This is a genomic window from Verrucomicrobium sp. BvORR106, assembly GCF_000739655.1.
Taxonomy (GTDB): Bacteria; Verrucomicrobiota; Verrucomicrobiia; order Verrucomicrobiales; family Verrucomicrobiaceae; genus Verrucomicrobium.
The window spans coordinates 43,780-61,458 of the sequence record NZ_BATR01000112.1 but is presented as its reverse complement, the minus strand read 5'-3'; the positions used below and the strand labels follow the sequence as shown (position 1 = coordinate 61,458).

Annotated in this window: 11 protein-coding genes; 5 read left to right on the top strand and 6 right to left on the bottom strand. The window is 59.7% G+C overall.

Annotated elements, in window-relative coordinates; genetic code table 11:
• Positions 1–65 precede the first annotated feature (65 nt).
• Entirely contained in the window at positions 66–1,967 is a 1,902-nt protein-coding gene (locus BV106_RS19825; RefSeq protein WP_038167475.1) for a sulfatase-like hydrolase/transferase, read from the top strand.
• A 63-nt stretch (positions 1,968–2,030) separates the two neighbouring features.
• Here BV106_RS19825 and BV106_RS35905 read toward each other — a convergent pair whose 3' ends face one another.
• On the bottom strand, positions 2,031–3,161 hold the full coding sequence (locus tag BV106_RS35905; RefSeq protein WP_051946083.1) for a winged helix-turn-helix transcriptional regulator: 1,131 nt from the start codon (positions 3,159–3,161) through the stop codon (positions 2,031–2,033).
• Positions 3,162–3,330: 169 nt separating this feature from the next.
• Between BV106_RS35905 and BV106_RS19815 the strand changes: the two genes are divergently transcribed.
• The 3 genes from BV106_RS19815 to BV106_RS35895 all read left to right on the top strand — a co-directional run bounded on the left by BV106_RS19815 (position 3,331) and on the right by BV106_RS35895 (position 11,107).
• Positions 3,331–4,551, top strand: a complete 1,221-nt coding sequence (locus tag BV106_RS19815) for a KamA family radical SAM protein (RefSeq protein ID WP_038167668.1) — start codon at positions 3,331–3,333, stop codon at positions 4,549–4,551.
• Positions 4,552–4,765: 214 nt separating this feature from the next.
• Positions 4,766–7,837 carry a methyltransferase domain-containing protein gene (locus BV106_RS37425; protein WP_051946082.1) on the top strand — a complete coding sequence of 1,024 codons (3,072 nt, stop codon included), beginning with the start codon at positions 4,766–4,768 and terminating at the stop codon, positions 7,835–7,837.
• A 36-nt stretch (positions 7,838–7,873) separates the two neighbouring features.
• Positions 7,874–11,107 (top strand): glycosyltransferase, encoded by a 3,234-nt coding sequence (locus tag BV106_RS35895; protein ID WP_051946081.1) that lies wholly within the window; start codon positions 7,874–7,876, stop codon positions 11,105–11,107.
• A 686-nt stretch (positions 11,108–11,793) separates the two neighbouring features.
• Here the strand turns inward: BV106_RS35895 and BV106_RS19795 are convergent.
• Together BV106_RS19795 and BV106_RS19790 are read right to left on the bottom strand one after the other, a co-directional pair.
• Positions 11,794–12,144 carry a VOC family protein gene (locus BV106_RS19795; RefSeq protein ID WP_038167473.1) on the bottom strand — a complete coding sequence of 117 codons (351 nt, stop codon included), beginning with the start codon at positions 12,142–12,144 and terminating at the stop codon, positions 11,794–11,796.
• A 10-nt stretch (positions 12,145–12,154) separates the two neighbouring features.
• A complete protein-coding gene (locus BV106_RS19790) occupies positions 12,155–13,735 on the bottom strand; it encodes a hypothetical protein (RefSeq protein WP_265595868.1) in 1,581 nt (526 codons plus the stop codon).
• Between the two features lie 195 nt (positions 13,736–13,930).
• On the opposite strand from BV106_RS19790, the gene ispE reads away from it, so the two are divergent.
• Positions 13,931–14,785, top strand: coding sequence for a 4-(cytidine 5'-diphospho)-2-C-methyl-D-erythritol kinase (gene ispE, locus BV106_RS19785; protein ID WP_038167472.1), 855 nt, complete (start codon positions 13,931–13,933; stop codon positions 14,783–14,785).
• Positions 14,786–14,809: 24 nt separating this feature from the next.
• On the opposite strand, the gene BV106_RS19780 is transcribed toward ispE, so the two are convergent.
• The 3 genes from BV106_RS19780 to BV106_RS19770 form a co-directional block, all read right to left on the bottom strand.
• Positions 14,810–15,001 carry a hypothetical protein gene (locus tag BV106_RS19780; protein ID WP_038167469.1) on the bottom strand — a complete coding sequence of 64 codons (192 nt, stop codon included), beginning with the start codon at positions 14,999–15,001 and terminating at the stop codon, positions 14,810–14,812.
• Positions 15,002–15,564: 563 nt separating this feature from the next.
• Positions 15,565–17,070, bottom strand: a complete 1,506-nt coding sequence (locus BV106_RS19775; RefSeq protein WP_038167468.1) for a large multi-functional protein — start codon at positions 17,068–17,070, stop codon at positions 15,565–15,567.
• 6 nt (positions 17,071–17,076) lie between these two features.
• Complete coding sequence (locus BV106_RS19770) at positions 17,077–17,670, bottom strand: hypothetical protein (protein ID WP_038167467.1); 594 nt, start codon at positions 17,668–17,670, stop codon at positions 17,077–17,079.
• Positions 17,671–17,679 lie beyond the last annotated feature (9 nt).

Below are 17,679 nucleotides of genomic sequence, written 5' to 3'. Positions count from 1 at the left end.
ATAGAGGGTTTCGCCCCATGGGCAAATGGTTGCAATTCGAGAGGGCCACTCTTCGTCTTAGCGGGATGTTTCCGCGCCGTCCCCTTTTGCTCTTATGCCTGCTTCTGTTCATTCCTCGTGCCGCATCCCAGGCCGCTGCGCCGCCCAATATTCTCTGGCTCACGAGTGAGGACAACGGTCCCCAGCTTGGCTGCTACGGCGACACGTATGCCAAGACTCCCCACCTGGATGCGCTGGCCGCCCGGAGTCTGAGGTACAACAAGGCGTGGTCCAATGCTCCCGTCTGTGCTCCGGCCCGCACGACCATCATCAGCGGACGCTTCCCCACAGGAGATGGCAGCGAGCACATGCGGTCCCTCGTGCCCCTGCCTGCTGAAGCCCAACTTTACCCGCAGCTCCTCCGTGCATCAGGGTACTACTGCACCAACAACAGCAAGGAGGACTACAATCTGGAGAAGCCTGATGGCACCTGGGATGAAAGCAGCGCCAAGGCTCACTACAACAAAAGGCCCGCAGGCCAACCGTTCTTTGCGGTCTTTAACACCACCATCTCACACGAGAGCCAGATCAGGACGCCGGGGCACCAACTGGTGCATGATCCCGCAGCGGCCCCGATCCCACCCTACCACCCAGACACGCCGGAAGTGCGCCATGACTGGGCGCAGTACTATGACAAACTCACGGAGATGGACCAGGAAGTGGGACGACGACTGAAGGAGTTGGAGGACGCCGGCCTGGCAGAAAGCACTATAGTTTTCTACTATGGCGATCACGGCGCAGGCATGCCCCGCAGCAAGCGGTGGCCGTACAACAGCGGCCTGCAGGTTCCCCTCATTGTCTATTTCCCTCCCCAGTATGCGCACCTGGCCCCCCAAGGCTACCAGCAAGGCGGCGCGACCGACCGACTCGTCAGCTTCGTGGACCTCGCCCCCACCCTGCTCAGCCTGATCGGCAAGGAGGCACCGTCATTCCTGCAAGGACGCGCCTTTGCCGGGACTCACACCCAGCCAGCCCCAGAGTTCCTCCACGGATTCCGCGGTCGTATGGACGAACGCTATGATCTGGTCCGCAGCGTCACCGATGGCCGCTTTGTTTACCTCCGGCACTACATGCCGCATCTGCCCTACGGCCAGCATCTCGGCTACATGTTCCAGATGCCCACCGCCCGGGTTTGGCGTGACCTGGCTATCGCCGGCAAGCTGAACGAGGACCAGCGTCACTTCTGGGAACCCAAGCCGGTGGAAGAACTCTACGATCTGCAAAGCGACCGTTGGGAAGTTAACAATCTGGCCAGTGAACCCAACCAACAAGCCCGCCTCGATACACTACGGAAGGCGGTGGAAGATCAAGCCCGCAAGATCCGCGATTTGGGCTTCATCCCAGAAGCCGAGCGGCTGCGAATTTCCGGGAACCAGCAGTCACCCCGTGATGCCTTCAAGACGGATGCGGCTTACCCCTTTGAGGCGGTGTTTACCCTGGCCTCTCAAGCCTCTCGATACACAAATCCCGATCCGGCTCCTTTTCTCACCGCACTTGGACATGAGCATCCCCTCATGCGCTACTGGGGAGTGCTCGGGCTTCAAATGCGCGGCGTGACCGGGGTTCAAGCTGGTCACGATCAATTGCTGGCCCTGTTGAGGGACGTCTCCCCCAGCGTACGTATCGCCGCAGCTTCAGCCCTGGGCCAGTACGGCAGCCCGGCCGACCTGCCCGCCTGCCTGGACCTTTTGGTGAAGGAGGCAGATCCCACGCAGAGCAGCCAACCGGCTGCCATGGAGGCGCTTAACGGACTCGACGCCCTTGATGACAAGGCGCTGCCCGTCAAAGACCGCATCGCCGCTCTGCCAAAGCGCGATCCCAAGACTCCCAAACGCCTGCAGGAATACGTGGTGCGCCTGCATGAGAAGATCGCCGCCGATCTGGGCACGCCGCCTCCATCTGGTGATGAAAAGGAAATAGAGAAATAGCAGCCTGGGTGCGGGTGGCAGTCGCGGGGTACCATCCCCTGCGCTGCCTCTCATCCACAGCAGCTAGAAGTCGAAAAGATCCGCCTGCACAGGCTGGCCTTTTTTGGAAGGCGACGTCACGGCTTTGGGCTTCGGTGCCAGCACACTGGGGATCACTTCCGCCGGCTGCGGCTCTGGCTCTGGAGCATTGCCTGGCCCTGCCTCGGCAAAATCAGACGGCGGTGGCTCGATCTCCTCTGGCTCAAACTTCACGTCAGGCACGTCGGCAAACACAGGATTCGTGATGGGCTCCGGCCATGACCGGGTCTCCTCCTCTGCCGCCGGGAGGGGCAGTGGCTCAGGAGCCGATGGGGGGACGGCCACTACTTCAATCGCCACCATGGGCATCGGTTCCGGCAGGGGCTCAGGGCCAGGCGGCAGTTCCGCCTCCGGCTCTGCGTCCAGCACGGGTTCAGGCTCAAATGTCGACTCAGAATCGACCTCGATCTCAGGCTCCGGCTCAGGATCCATCACTGCCGCCACAGCCTCCGCCAGGGTGGAGACCGGTACCGCCGCAGGCAAAGGCACCTCCTCGCCGGTGATCAGCTTCATCTCACTGCGGGTCCCGTTCACCGTGCGGTCAATGGGGATACCAAGCACCTTGGTGAGTGCCCGCGACTCCATTTCCCACACATTCGGATAAAGGCGCCCCACTTCGGCCAGAGGACTGTGGTGATCGAGCAACCGCGTGCCCTGCTCGTCCACCACCAGCTCAGACATCCATCCGTCCGCGTTGCGCATCTTCACCAGTTCCGCCAGGCGGTCCCGGAGAGTTTTTCCCTTCATCTTCGACGCCCAGCGCTCCACCTTCTGCTGGAGGTAGCTATAGAGCAGGCGGTCTGGGGCAGACTCCCCATACGCCTGAGCAGCATGAGACAGCAGGCCCAGACACAGTTCACTGCCCCAGTTGGTCAGCACCAGATCCAGCTTGGGAGCTGGTCGATAAATTTTCTCGGGGCGGCCCGTCCCTTTCGCACGACGCCACGTATCCACATAACCCTGCTTACGCAGATCATCGCAGTGTTGTTTGACGCCCATGTAGGACATTTTCAACTCCGCCGCCAGTTCGTTGACGGACATACCGCCGCTGCGTTTCACCCGGACAAGGATCTCCCAGGAGACCGAGGGGGCAATTTCGCGGGCGTGCTGCAACATGGCGTCTTTTTAACACAGGGTAGCCCTACGCTGAAACATTTCCATCCCGCCGCAACCAATCCCCATGAAAAGTTTTGATCCAGAACGTGACCACGACAGCCGCATCTGTCGTACTTCTTACGAATTTGACACCAACAACGGCCGTTCTAGCATCACGGCACAACACTCCATGCTCCCATCCAGCCTTCCTGAAAAAGCGTTCCGCAGCCACGCCCCCGGCTATTGGAAAGACAAGAACGTGTCCGAGGCAGAGTGGAACAGTGCCCAGTGGCAGTTGAAGAACCGGGTCAATTCCCTGGCCAAGCTCGAGGAACACCTGGTGCTGAGCGAGGAAGAACGCGCGGGCGTGCTGCTTTCCGGCAACAAGCTGGCCATGGCGATCACGCCACATTTCTTCAACCTCATCCACCCCACCGATCCCGACTGCCCCATCCGCCGCCAGGTGATCCCTCGCATCGAGGAGACTTGGGATGACCCAGATGAAATGTCCGACCCCTGTGGTGAGGACTCCCACATGCCAGTTCCCGGATTGGTGCACCGCTACCCCGATCGCGTGCTCTTTCTCGTGACGGACCGCTGCGCGAGCTACTGCCGCTACTGCACCCGCAGCCGGGTGGTCAGCGGTGTGGGTGATCAAGAACTGCACACCGAGTTCGAGGCGGTCTTCAAGTATCTGGAGGCCCACACGGAGGTGCGCGATGTCCTCCTCAGCGGTGGTGATGCCCTGCTCTTCTCCGACGCAAAGCTGGAGGCCATTCTCAAGCGCCTGCGTGCCATCCCTCACATCGAGTTCCTGCGCATCGGCTCTCGTGTACCGATCTTCCTGCCTCAGCGCATCACGCCTGAGCTGTGCACCATGCTCGCCAAGTACCACCCCCTCTGGATGAGCGTGCACACCAATCACCCACGGGAAATCACCATCGAGGTGAAGGAAGCCCTGGAACGCCTTTCCAACCATGGCATTCCCCTGGGAAACCAGAGCGTGCTCCTGCGCGGCGTGAACGACGATCCCGATGTGATGAAGGCCCTCGTGCACAAGCTCCTCATGAGCCGCGTGCGCCCGTACTACCTCTACCAGTGTGACTTGATTCAAGGCAGCTCCCACCTCCGTACCAGCGTGAGCAAGGGGTTGGAGATCATCGAAAACCTCCGCGGCCACACCACCGGCTACGGCGTGCCCCAGTTCGTCATCGACGCCCCCGGCGGCGGCGGCAAGGTGCCGGTGAACCCGGAATACGTCCTCAACAAGGACAGCCACCACACCCTTATCCGCAACTACGAAGGCAAGGTGTTCGACTACCCGGAACCTGAAAGCGCCAAGTCCGCCAACCTTTTTGCCACCGGTGCCAACCGCCTCTCCATGACTTGGGCTCCGTCCGCCAAGTGGTAGGTTCATCGATCGACTTGATTCAGATCGCAGAAGCGGCCTGACTGGTTTTTACCGGTCGGGCCGTTTTGTTTAGTGCTGCTAGGAGCCCATCCCCGCCCCAGCTGCTGGGTCACCGACTCGTGCCTGTTCTAATCATTTCCACATCCAACTAAAGTTTCCATAATCCATCGGAATTCCTCCTTGTCTGCCACACGGGAAATGACTATGGGGGGCCATGCTCAAGGAGTACCCTCTACAGGAAGCTGCAACCCATGAGAATTTTGATGAGGAGGCGTATCTTCGCGCCAATCCCTCTGTCAGGCAGCTGATTGCCAATGGCAGCTTTGATTCAGGAAGAGCTCATTTTGATTCTGTAGGCAAAGTTTCTGGTTTCGGGCAGCGCCGGCCGGCCTCCGACATCAGCACCCCGAAACAAGCCAAGCTCGCGCGGATCCGCCCGCTCATGCGCACCGACATTCCCATGGTGGAAACGGCGGAGTGCCTTGATTACCTTTCGCCGGAGCTTCGCGCCCAGTTTTCCATTATCGACACCGAGAACATCAGCGGCCATGGCTACGACGAAACATTGATGGCTCTGGTCCGGAAGTACGAGGACGGGATCATCCTTGACTGTGGTGCCGGGCGTCGCCCCATCTATTTCCAGAATGTGGTGAACTACGAGATTGTCGCGTACGACTCGACCGATGTGCTGGGCGTTGGCGAAGAACTGCCGTTCAAAGACAACTCGTTTGATGCGGTGTTCTCGATTGCCGTGCTGGAGCACGTGAAAGACCCGTTCCGGTGCGCCCGGGAGATCATCCGGGTGCTCAAGCCCGGCGGTGAGCTGATTTGCGCCGTCCCCTTCTTGCAGCCTGTCCACGGCTACCCGAACCACTTCTACAACATGACAGCCCAGGGGCTGCAGAATCTGTTCGATTCTGGCCTGGCTATTGACAATATGGCGGTCACTCCCGGCACCGGACCCGTCCACACCCTGACTTGGTTCCTGCGAAGCTGGGTCACCGGACTCCAGGGGCAGACCCAGCGAGATTTCCTCAACCTCCGCATTGAGGAGCTCATCGGGCACGGTTCCCTGTACATGGACAAGGATTATGTCCGCGAACTCCCTGAAGCCACCAATTTCGAGCTGGCCTCTGCCTGTTTTCTCTTCGCCCACAAACCCACGGCCCGTACCGGGAGCCTCGAGACCCGACAGCTCCCCCAGGAGTCCCCTGCTACTCTACCCGCCCGCAATCAGTCCCCTGCCTCCCCACTCCAGCGCCCCGTCGAAGAGGGTCCGGTACTGGCCTCGATGTCCAACTTCAAGTCGCTCTGCCAGCCCTTGCTGGAGGCCTGGAACCCCGGTTCCATCTGCGAAATCGGAGTAGAGAACGGCAAGGCCAGCAACTGGCTTATCGAGGCCTGCCAGGCTTTGGGTGCACAATACCATGGGGTGGACCCCAGCATCGACAGCCATCCATCCCCAGGAGTGGACGGCGTGAACGCCTTCTTCCATCAGGCCCGTTCACTGGATTACCTCGCCCGCTCACCCCGCCACGACGTCTATTTCATCGACGGCGATCACAACTACGCCACGGTGTCGCGAGAGCTGACCGCCATCAGCAGTCTAGCCATTAATCCCCAAGACCACCCGCTCATCTTCCTGCATGATGTGAGCTGGCCTTGGGCGAGACGGGATCTCTATTATCGTCTCCAGGATATTGCCCCAGAAGAACGCCAGGATGTCACCACGGGAGGAAGCCTCCGCCTTGAGGAACCGGAGCCTGTCCACGCCGGAGGTTTTCTGCCGGCCGGGCTCCATCCCTTCGCCCGTCGGTCGAGCGCGGATAAAAACGGCGTGCTTACGGCGGTCGAGGACTTTGTCGCGACTAACCCGGACTGGGAACTGGTTCTCGTGCCATGCATATTTGGCTTGGGAATTCTCGTGCATCGTGACTCCCTGAACCCGCAACGCAAAGAAGCACTGCATTCCGTCGAGAAGGCACTAAAGCTGCTTGGCCCCATGCTCAATGACATGGAGTACAACCGCATAGAGTTGCTTACCAGCTACCTGGAAGCCAGAACTCAATGGATCCTTGCAGTTGAAAGCAGTGGAAAAAGCGGCACCCTTCAAGCAGAACTTCGCACGGCCAAGGCACAGATTGCCGCCTTCAACTCTGAGAAGAAGGCCATCATCGCCCACCTGCAGGGACTCTTGTCCGAAGCCTATCAGAAACTGGAACGCAAAAACGCTTCACTCAAGCTGGCGAAGGAGCAATGGGCGCGATCGGTCGATGAAGGCCAGAAGCGTCTGCGACAGTCCCTCGATCACGTCAAAGGTCTCGCAGGTCGCCTTCTTCCCTCCCGTCGGCGTCGAAAATCTGCCCTGGAATTTGTTTCCAAGGCCGCGAAGTGGAAACCAAAGGTGTCCCTGCCCAAGCCCACCGGCACGAGCGCCCCTTCACCTCAGGCCCCGATATCTGGCCAGTCACACCCGCCAGCCTCTGCCGAATCGCAAAACCCACCGGCCGATGCCCTCAACTTCTACGATACAAGGGTGCCAAATTCGCAGAACATGCTGGACATCTTCCGTGGAGATTGGTCTTCAGCCATGCCGCTGGATTCTGGTCTGAGTTCCGAACCGGGCCCCGCCGTACTCTTCAACGATCCACGCATCCAGTGGGCCGCTGAAGAATTTAGCGGATTCAAAGACCTTAATGTCCTTGAACTCGGGCCGTTGGAAGGGGCCCACTCATGGACACTGCAGCAGATGGGCGCAAAGCACGTCACTGCCGTGGAAGCGAACCGGAGGGCTTTCTTGAAGTGCCTTTGCGTCAAGGAGGCCTTCAAGCTCGACAAGGTCAGCTTCCTTCTGGGCGACTGCGTCGGGCACCTGAAAGAGGCCCCTTCTCACTATGACGCCATCCTGGCCTGCGGGGTGTTGTATCACATGATCGACCCCATGGAGCTGCTGGACCTGGTGTGCAGCCAGACTGACAAGGTTTTCCTTTGGACACACTATTATGATCGCACGATCATTCCCACCACGGATTACCTGGCCAGACGCTTTGCAGATCCGGAGAAGGCTGCTTACAAGGATTTTACCTACGAGTTTGCCAGGCAGTCCTACCAGGAGGCCGTTCAATGGACCGGTTTCTGTGGCGGAGCGCTTCCCAACAGCCTGTGGCTCACCCGGCAGAGCATCCTCGATGCCTTTGCTCACTTTGGTTTCAGCCGGGTCACCGTGAACTTTGACCTGCCGAACCACCCCAACGGCCCATCCTTCGGCGTTTGCGCCCAACGATAGCCAGCCTGCCTGACGACAGAGCTTTCATCCTATTCTATGCACGACAAAGATTCCAAGTCTCCCTGGCGCAAGATTGCTCAACTGGTGAGGCGGCCCTTCGGAAAGTCTCACTCCAAAGAAGGGGAACTGCGCCAGCGCCTCAAAGCCCTCGCGGCGGAGAAGGCGAAGCTTCAGTCCAAAGCTGCAAAGTTTCGCTCGCAACGCGACGACCTTCGTCACACGCTCACGATCCAACAGCAGCAACATGTCGCGAGCCTGTCCGCACGCCCGGGTCACGAGGGGTATGCCCGGTGGGTGGCACAATTCGACACGCTGGGTGAGAGTGACTGGTTTGCCATGCGGGCGCACATCAAGCTGTTTCCACGCCGCCCGTTGATCTCGATCATCATGCCCGTTTGGAATGTGGCGGAGCCCTGGCTGCGCCGGGCCATCGAGTCTGCAAGGGAACAGATATACCCCCACTGGGAGCTCTGCATCGCGGATGACGGTTCCACCAAGCCGCATATCCGCAAGGTGCTGGAGGAGTATCAGGCGCTCGACTCCCGCATCAAGGTGGTCTTCCGTGAGAAATGCGGACACATCTCCGCCGCAGCGAACAGCGCCATAGAACTGGCCACCGGGGAGTTCGTTGCTTTTCTGGATCACGATGACGAGCTCACACGGCATGCCCTCTATCTGTTCGCGCTGGAGATCATCAACCACCCGGACGCCGACCTCATCTACTCCGACGAGGACAAGATTGATGAACACGGCTTCCGGTTCGAGCCCTACTTCAAATCTGAGTTCAACCGAGAACTCCTGACAGCACAGAACTGCATCTGCCACTTGGCAGCTTTCAGGACCAGCCTGGTGCGGCAGATCGGCGGCTTTAGACTCGGTACAGAAGGTGCCCAGGACTGGGATCTGACGTTCCGCTTGATCGAAGCGACCTCACCCGACCGCATCCGGCACATTCCCCACATTCTCTATCACTGGCGCATCATCCCCGGCAGCACCGCGTCTGGCCCGGATGAAAAACCCTACGCCATTGAAAATGCGAAGCGTGTCGTACTGGAGCATCTGGAAAGAACCGGTGGCAGCGGGGCCAAGATCGAAGTGCTGCCCATCCACATGTTCCGGATCACGCACCCACTGCCGGATCCCGCCCCTTCCGTGACCCTTATCATCCCCACACGGAATCTGGGAACACTGCTGCAAATCTGCGTCGATACCATCACCTCCGTCACCGACTACCCCAATTTTGAGGTGTTGGTGATCGACAATGAATCCACCGAGCCTGAGGTCCTGAACTACCTGGATGAAATCAGCAAACGCCCCTGTGTGCGGGTGCTGAAGTCCCCAGGGCCCTTCAACTACTCAAAGCTCAACAACCTGGGCGTAGCCTCCTGTGACAGCCAGGTGGTGGCCCTGCTCAACAACGACCTGGAGATCCTGCACCCCGGCTGGCTGTGGGAAATGGTCTCCCACGCGATACGGCCTGGGGTTGGTGCCGTGGGAGCCAAGCTGATCTTCCCCAACGGACTGATTCAGCACGCTGGCGTGTTCCTCGGTGCCCGCGGTGTCGCGGCGCACTACTACCGCCACTGCCCGGGCGACTATCTGGGAATCGGATGCCGAGCCCATGTGGTGAACAACGTGTCTGCAGTCACCGGTGCCTGCCTGGTCGTGGAGCGCAGCAAGTACCTCGAAGTGGCGGGGCTCGACGATGTCAATCTGCCGATTGCTTTCAACGATGTCGACTTCTGCCTCAAGCTCCTGTCCGCCGGCTACCGGAATGTGTACACGCCCTTTGCCAAGGTGAAACACCATGAATCGGCCAGCCGCGGCTACACGTTCAAATCAGCGGATGACGTCACCCGAGGCCGCGGAGAGTTGCGGCATTTTTCCCAGAAGTGGGCGGCCCTCATCGAGAACGATCCCGCCTACAATCCAAACCTGACAATCGATGACGAGACGGGATCCTTCGCCTTCCCGCCGCGGACGCACAAACCCTGGAGGCATCTGCCAGGCGGGCGATCCCTTCCGCAGCAGCTTGGAAAATCAACCGGTGCGCCCCCAGTCGACACGGATTCAGGAAACTTCATCCCCCTGCCAGGTGCTTCCAAATCTTCGCAAGCAAATGGCTCTCCCACGAGTGGGTCCATGATGTGGGCGCTGAGCTCCCCATCCGCCATGGAGAGTCTGTCCTCCAGTCCGACGACCGTTCTGTTTGAGGGCTGGGCGGTCTCGACATCAGGCAACAAGGTGACTGTCAGTGTCTCCGTCAGCGATGGCGTGACCTGCAACTTCCTTCCCACTGTGATTCGTCCGGATGTCGCCGACTTCCTCGAGGGAACTTACAAGCTTGAGGATATGACCTGTGGCTTTCGTCATCAGGTCCCGCTTCCCAACAATGGCCAGGCACTGCTGACGGTGATGCTGACCTTCAGCGACGGAAACTCCACCTCGCCCGAGCTGGTTTACAAGATCCGCCGACCTGTCGCTCCGTTCTCCAAATCGGACGATGCTTTCAAAAACCTGCACTTCAACCGCGGCGCTGCAGGCATGCAGTTCCTGAAGGGCACGGGCATAGAGTACGGCGCGCTGACCACTCCGCACCCGGTTCCTGCCGGGGTCCAACTTCGGTACGCGGACCAGGCCTCCACCGATGAACTGCTCGCCAAATATGGAAGCGATCCGATGCTGGCCGGCCGCGACTTCGTCAAAGTAGACTTTGTCGTGGACGTGCAGACCTTCCAGCCGGTTGAAGATGAGAGCCAGGACTTCCTGATCGTCCATGACGTCATTGAACACCTGGAAAATCCCCTGCTCGCCGTGCAGAACTGGTTCAGGGTGGTGAAGCCTGAAGGCATTCTCATCATCTCCGCCCCAGACAAGCGCTACACCTTCGACTATTCCCGCCCCCTCACTCCCTTGGCTCACCTGGAGCGGGACTACTCCGCCGGACCGGAAACATCCCGCAGGGATGCCTACCTGGAATGGCATCAGCATGTCAGTAAACATCCCGAACCAGAGAAGGCGGCTGACCAGAGCGTACTGGATTGCGATGACATCCACTTCCACGTGTGGACACAGTCTGAAATCCTTGAGCTCTTTGTGGCTCTGAAGCGAAGGGGAGACATTGGCTTTGAGATCCTTTTCGCTCTCGAAAATGAAGGCGAGATGCTGATGGTGTTCAAGAAAACCAAGGTGGTGGTGTATGACCGTGCCAATCCCAGCACGATGCCTTTACTCGCCGAACCAGCATCCACGGCCGCTCCCTCGGAGTAGAGGCTCCCCACGCTGCAAGCCCCCACGTAGACCTGCTTGCAGCAGGTCTACGTGGGGGCTTGCAGCGTTATCCTCTTCACGGAAGAACGTCGCCTCCAAGACGAGGACGCGCTGATTCGCCATGCCACACGGGGCTTGCTGCTCCAGCATTGGCGAATGTCGCGAAGCGTCTTGGAGTGTCGGTGGCTTGACACCGCTTTGGCGGCTCTCGTAATTTCCTGCAATCCCAAGACGGCGGCAGCGGCCCCGACGACCTCTCTCATCCAGCGCTCCTCAGCTCACAACCACCCCAGGGCTGCCGCTTCTGCCCATTCACCTCCAATACCGTTTGTTGTTGTCAACCTCAGGTGAGCGGACCAATCGCGCGGGTTTTCGAGTGGCCGCCAATGGACCGGCAACTCCCGCGCCCTCAGTCGAAGTTCTTCCTCGAAGAGGATTCTGCTACAAGCCCAACGTTGGCGAGCTTCCAGCGAGTCTACGTTGGGTACCGTACGTCGATGATACTCAGGTGGGAAGGCCGACAGCAGACGCTTTTCCTCCCACCTCCCTCAACGCCTCCATGTCGCTCGAATGCGATGTTGCATGAATGTTTGGGTGCACCTCGCGAGTCCCAACGCTGCGTGCGCTCCCCGAGCCTCCAAGGCGCATTGACGGCCGATTATGCGGCCCGCAGCCGAGCGCGCGCCCTACTCCCCAACGTACTGAGTCAGCATTACCAAGTTCCCTTCAGGGTCCGCGAAGCGTCCGAGTTTGATCGGCTCGCCTTCACGTTGCACCGGCGGCTCTACGATGCTCCCGCCGGCAGCTTCGATCACGCCACATGCCGCGGCGGCATCATCCACCTGGAAGCTGAGGCTGGTGACGGTTTGTTCCCCCTCCCCTCCTCCGTGCAGGGCCACGATGGCATCGCCAAACAGAAGCTCCGACCACCAAGGGCTGACAAAGGCCTTTTGCAGACCAAAGGTGTCTGCATAGAACGCGACGGCCCGGTCCATGTCCTGGGCCATGAGGACAAACTTTACCTTCTCGAGTTTCATAGACAAAGGATCAGACGATCAAGTCCTCGAACCCTTCATCAAAACACCGGCGACGCAAGTGATACTGGCCATTTTGTTCCACCAGATAGTGGGTCTTTCGCTTCACGTGCGTATGGGGCACGCTGCTCAGACCCGGCTTGCAAAGGCTGAAATCCACGCGCCCCCGACGGAAGAGGGTCTCCAGGAAGGACTGTGTTGCCTGCTCCACTCCCGGGACCGGCGTGGAGCCAGCGTCCGGTGCCGCTGGAGCAATCATGCCCCGGCGTGAGAACGAAGCAGTGCGCACGACCAAGGCACCCTCCCCCAAGCCATAGGCGGTGGCGCGCATCATCATGTCCCGGCCGCGCGGCATTTCATCGCCGCCTGGGGTCGGTTTGCCGGTATTGAGCGCCCGGTTGGCCTCGGCACGCAGGCTGCGTACCGCCTCCAGGCTCAACAGCCCCCGACGCACAAAGGCGCTGCGCAGCACCTCATCATACTTGCCGCTGAACAGCGCGGCATCCGCCCAGATTACCTGGGCGGCCACCTCACTGTAGAAGGCGGCGCTGAGTGCTGCTGTCCGCACCGCTTTTGCCAGCAGGGCTGCAGCATCTTTCGCGACGGAAAGAAGATCTGCAGCGGTCGGCTCTGCGGCATGCACCTTGAGCATGCCCGCCATGGCCTCGAAGAATCCAGAGGTAAAAACTCGGGAAAAGGAATGAGGATCTGAGGACAGCTCAGAATGCGGTGCCATGGGAGGCAGGTGCATGGGCTCCCGGTAGAATAAGGAATTCACCGCGTTCCGCAGGCAGTCTGGCGGCGCAGAGCCGGAGTTCAGATCATGCACCGCCTTGCCATACTGCACAGCGATGCGCGACAGCGTGGAATTCTGGTAAATGAGCCCTCCTGTTTCTTTGATGACGTGCTCACACACTGACTCCAGCTGCAAGGCGGTCAACAGGGCGGTGATATCGCCAAACGACTCGTGAAACGCCGCCACCTCATCGAGCGCCGCATCCCACAAATCCGGCCGGAGAGCATCCAGCACCGCATGGCCCAACTCGTGTGCGACAATATCCGGGCTTTCGGCGGTGTGAATGGGGCGTCCTTTGACCTCCCCCATGAAGAAAGAAATGGTCTTGCGGTCGTAGTAGGCGTTGAGATCATTCGTGCCCGCTACATCCACCTCCAGCGGGGCTCCCCCCTGCCACTGCACCGTCTCAGGCAGATGCGGGCGCCACACTTCCCGCGCCCGTCTCAGGGCGTCCGCAGCATTCCAATAGCGAAAAGGGTCCGTCCCAGGTGGGTACAGCCCCGGCTTGGGTGCCTCCCCCCGCAACTGAAGCGGCAGGCTCCCTAACGTAAGGGTGGCCGGAGAACGGTGGGCAAGCTTTAGCCCTGACTCAGGATCATCTTCCCAGGCGGCGATGGACACGACCGCAGGCGCGACGGGCTTCGCTGCCGGCTTCGAGGCAGCCTTGGGCTCCGGCTTCTTCGCAACTGAGGCGGGGGCAGGTACAGCCTTCGACTTTACCAGAGCGGGTTTCCTCGCAGATGGAGCGGCCTTCTTTGCTGGCGACTTCTTAGCGGGGGGTCGCTTGAGATTCTTCATGACGTGAATGACAAAAACGTGCCAAATGTCCGCCCCATGGAACCTCCTCTAGGGACCATGTGAATTTTTGCCAAGGCTACTTGAATAAGCAGGAATTTGACAAGTTTTTTGGATAATTCGTCTGGCTTTTTTGAACATTCGCATCGGAAAGCATCCTCGTTGACCAGAGGCCTGAACCGCGTATTCACGAAGGTAATGTCGTCACCTGTTCTCCAGCTCACCTCCCCCGCCAAGATCAACCTGCACCTGCGGGTGCTGGGCAAGCGGGAGGACGGTTTTCATGCTCTCGACACCCGCCTCTGCCCGCTGGACCTGAGTGACACCCTGTCCTTCTCTGAGGGAGCAACTGCTGGAAAAAGCGAGCTGACCTGCACCGACACGTCCCTGCCCACAGATGAGACGAATCTCGTGATGAAGGCCGTGCGCGCCTTCGAGAAAGCGACGGGGACGGTCCAGTCCTGGAGCTTGCATCTGGAAAAACGGATCCCCCATGGAGCCGGGCTGGGGGGCGGCAGCAGCAATGCCGCCATGACGCTGCGCGGGCTCAACCTGCTCGCTGGACATCCCCTCTCCCAGGAAACGCTGGTCACCCTGGGCTCCCAGCTGGGGTCTGACGTGCCGTTCTTCCTGTATGATGCTGTTTGCGATGCCACTGGACGTGGCGAGGTGCTCACCGCGGTAGATTTCCCCTGGCAACTACCGGTGGTGCTGATCAAGCCGCCCTTCGGCATCCCCACCCCGTGGGCTTACAAGCAGTGGAGCACCTCCTCCCAGCTTCAAGGAGTGCTCTACGCCCCGCAAATCTGTCCTTGGGGGCTCATGGTGAATGACCTGGAACGCCCTGTGTTTGAAAAATGGTCGCTGCTGCCAACGCTCAAGATGTGGCTGTTGGACCAGGTGGAGACTCACGCCGCCCTCATGTCCGGCTCTGGCTCGACCGTCTTTGCGGTAGCACAGTCAGAAACAGATGCAGCAGCCCTGGCTGCCAAGGCCGCTGCATACTGTGGTGAGACCACCTGGGTGAAGGTGGTGCGAGCTGGGCGCCCCTGAGGAGCCCCAGCTTCATAAGCCCCCTTAGCGGATCTGGATCGAGCGAAGCTCCGTTTCGTAGGGATCGGTCGTCAGCACAATGCGCTGCTGCACAAACCTTTTCCCCGCAAAGTGGACAACCTTCTCAGAGACAATATCCCCGGCATGGGGACTCGTGGTACAAGAGGCCTGAACAAACAGCGCTGTGAATGCAAAAATAACGGGGGTAAGTTTCATCGATGCGATCTGTATCACCGATGCTATTACATTGTAAAGCCAAAGTGACCAACCCGTCACAAAAAAAATTGGGCTGGGCGAACTCCCATTCGCCCAGCCCTATTGGCATCAACCTCAACACATATCCCGCTTGCGCGGGTTTAATTGACAACAACCAATCACTCTCAAGACAGCAGTGCTGGTAATCACTCACACAGCACTACAGTAGAGTTAGTACGGGTAGGATGGAGAGTGTTCAAAGAATCCCAAATTGTCAGATAAGAGATTTCACAGTTCTCTCCAGACGGTCTCGCTCCCCGCGGACAAGCACCACCCTCTTGATTGGTGACTCATCCCCAAAAAAGAGTTGGGCTGGGCGAACTCCCATTCGCCCAGCCCTTTTGGCATCAACCTCAACACATATCCCGCTTGCGCGGGTTTGATTGACAACAACCAATCACTCTCAAGACAGCAGTGTTGGTAATCACTCACACAACACTACAGATAGATTAGAGTGCCTCCTATCCCGTGTGTTCAATGCGGGGCGAATTTTTTTGAAATAATTTTCACTGGCCCGGTCCGCCTCATTTCCCTGGAATGCGATTTAGCGTGTAATAGCCTTCAGGGTGAGCGAGTTGCGCCCCTTTTTTAGAACGCACGCCCGGAATGACGAGTTCGTGAACATAACCTTCCCGCAGGTCCTCACACTTTAGGAGGACGCATTTGGCACCAGGTTCCAGGGTCACTTTCGAGATCACCACAGGCTTGGTCTCCACCTCATCTCCCCCATACTTCTGATGATAGAGATAGGTGTAGCTGCTCATCTGATAGTTGCCAGGCGCGCTGGCGGTGGCGGGATCAACCTCATCGGTGAAGGTCACGCGGAAGCCCTCGGGCTGCGCCTCCATCTTCTGGATCTCAAACGGTGTCTGGCCGGTCCACTGGATGCGCTCCAGGCCAAAGGAGCGGGTACCTTGGGAGTTCCAGCCGCGGTTGGACTCGCCTACCAGCAGGGAGCCATCCTTGAGGAAGGCCAGGCTGAGGGCGGCACTCTGCAGTCCGTCCTGAAAGCGAAATACCGCCCCCTGGTACTCACCCCCCACCTTCTCCAGAAAAACACGATTCACGCCGGAGAGCACAAACTCGCCCACGAACATCTGTTTCTCGAACGGGCCAAACTTTCCTCCCGTAAGGTCACAGACCAGGCCGGTGGGGCTCTGACCCGCCTTCACGTACGGGAACCACACGGCCGGCAGCGCGAACCCCTTCACCTGGCGGGAGGCCTCCACCACCGTGATTCCCTGCGGCAGCTTCCCGGGATCGGCAACCGGTGACTGGGGCAACTGGGCGTCCGGCAGAGAGTCTGCATGGCCGAAGAACGCCCCCTTACGCAGATGCAACAGCGGATTGGTGCTCCACCAGTTCCCCTGCTGGTCCGTGCAGAACACATCGTTTTCCGCGTTCACCGCGATCCCGCAGGGCGAGCGCAGACCTGCACTCATGGGAGACAACTTCCCGTCGGGGGAGACGCTCACCGCCCAGCCCCGCCAGTGTTTCTCCACGGCGCGGTGTCCGGCCAATTTCACCGGGGCGCCCATGGAGGCATTCAGCGTGATCCAGAAGTTCCCCTCACGATCCAGCACAGGGCCGTAGGCATACTCGTGGTAGTTTCCGCTTACCCCCCATCCCTTGGCCACCGCCAGGTATTCGTCAGCAACGCCGTCCCCGTCTGTGTCCCGGATCTTGGTGAGTTCTGAGCGCTGCACGGTGTAGAGGGCACCGTCATGCGAGAGCAGCCCGAGCGGCTCATGCAAACCGGAGGCGTAAAGGTGATACCCCACGGCCTTGGCGTCGGCGGGGTCTGCCTCAGGATGATCCAGGATCCAGATCTCCCCTTTGCGCACAGAGACTGCCAGCCGGCCATCCGGCAGCACGGCCAGGCCGCTCGCCTCCAGTTTCACCCCATCCGGCAGCACATAGGGGGTCACGGTGTAGGCGGGGTTCGCACCAGCGGCCCGGGCCGCGGCAGGAAGCTGGGCCATGAGAAGGGCAGCCAGCATGGGGAGCCCGGTGGAAATGTACTTTCGCATGACGCGTTAAAACTTGATTAATTCCTCGAACTCCACCGTCCCTTTGTTCAGGATCACCGGTTGGGGTTTTGCTTTCGTGTCCACCCCCAGGAAATACCACCCTGCAGCGGCGGCATCGCCAGCCCCAGTGATGGTGATCTTCCTGAGCAGGCCCTTTCCTTCAGGTGCCGGGATCATGGTATCCTGCACCTTCAGCCCGTCCACCTCATAGAGGAAGACAGGCGTGCCATCCTTGGTGGTGCGGTAGCCCAGATAGTGATACCCCGCCGCTTCACCACAGGCATCTGGCCACGGATCGCTGGCAGATTTCAGACGGGCCAGCGGCATGCGCACGGGCAGGGCCGGCCCCAGGGTGCCCAGCGGCTTGGCTGGCGTCATGGCCCGCTCTTCCCAGGTCGTCATGGCATCCACAAAGCGCCCCTTCCAGACCACGGCCCAATGCATCTCCAGCGCATCAAACGCCGCATGCACGCCCTTCGGGCTGCCCACCGTCACCGCCTGCATGCCTGCGCCTTCCAGGAAGGTTCGGAACACCACCGGACGGTCAGATTTCTCCGGCTTGATTTCATAGTCCCCGGTCTGGAGGAGACCTTCGGGCAACCGGGATTG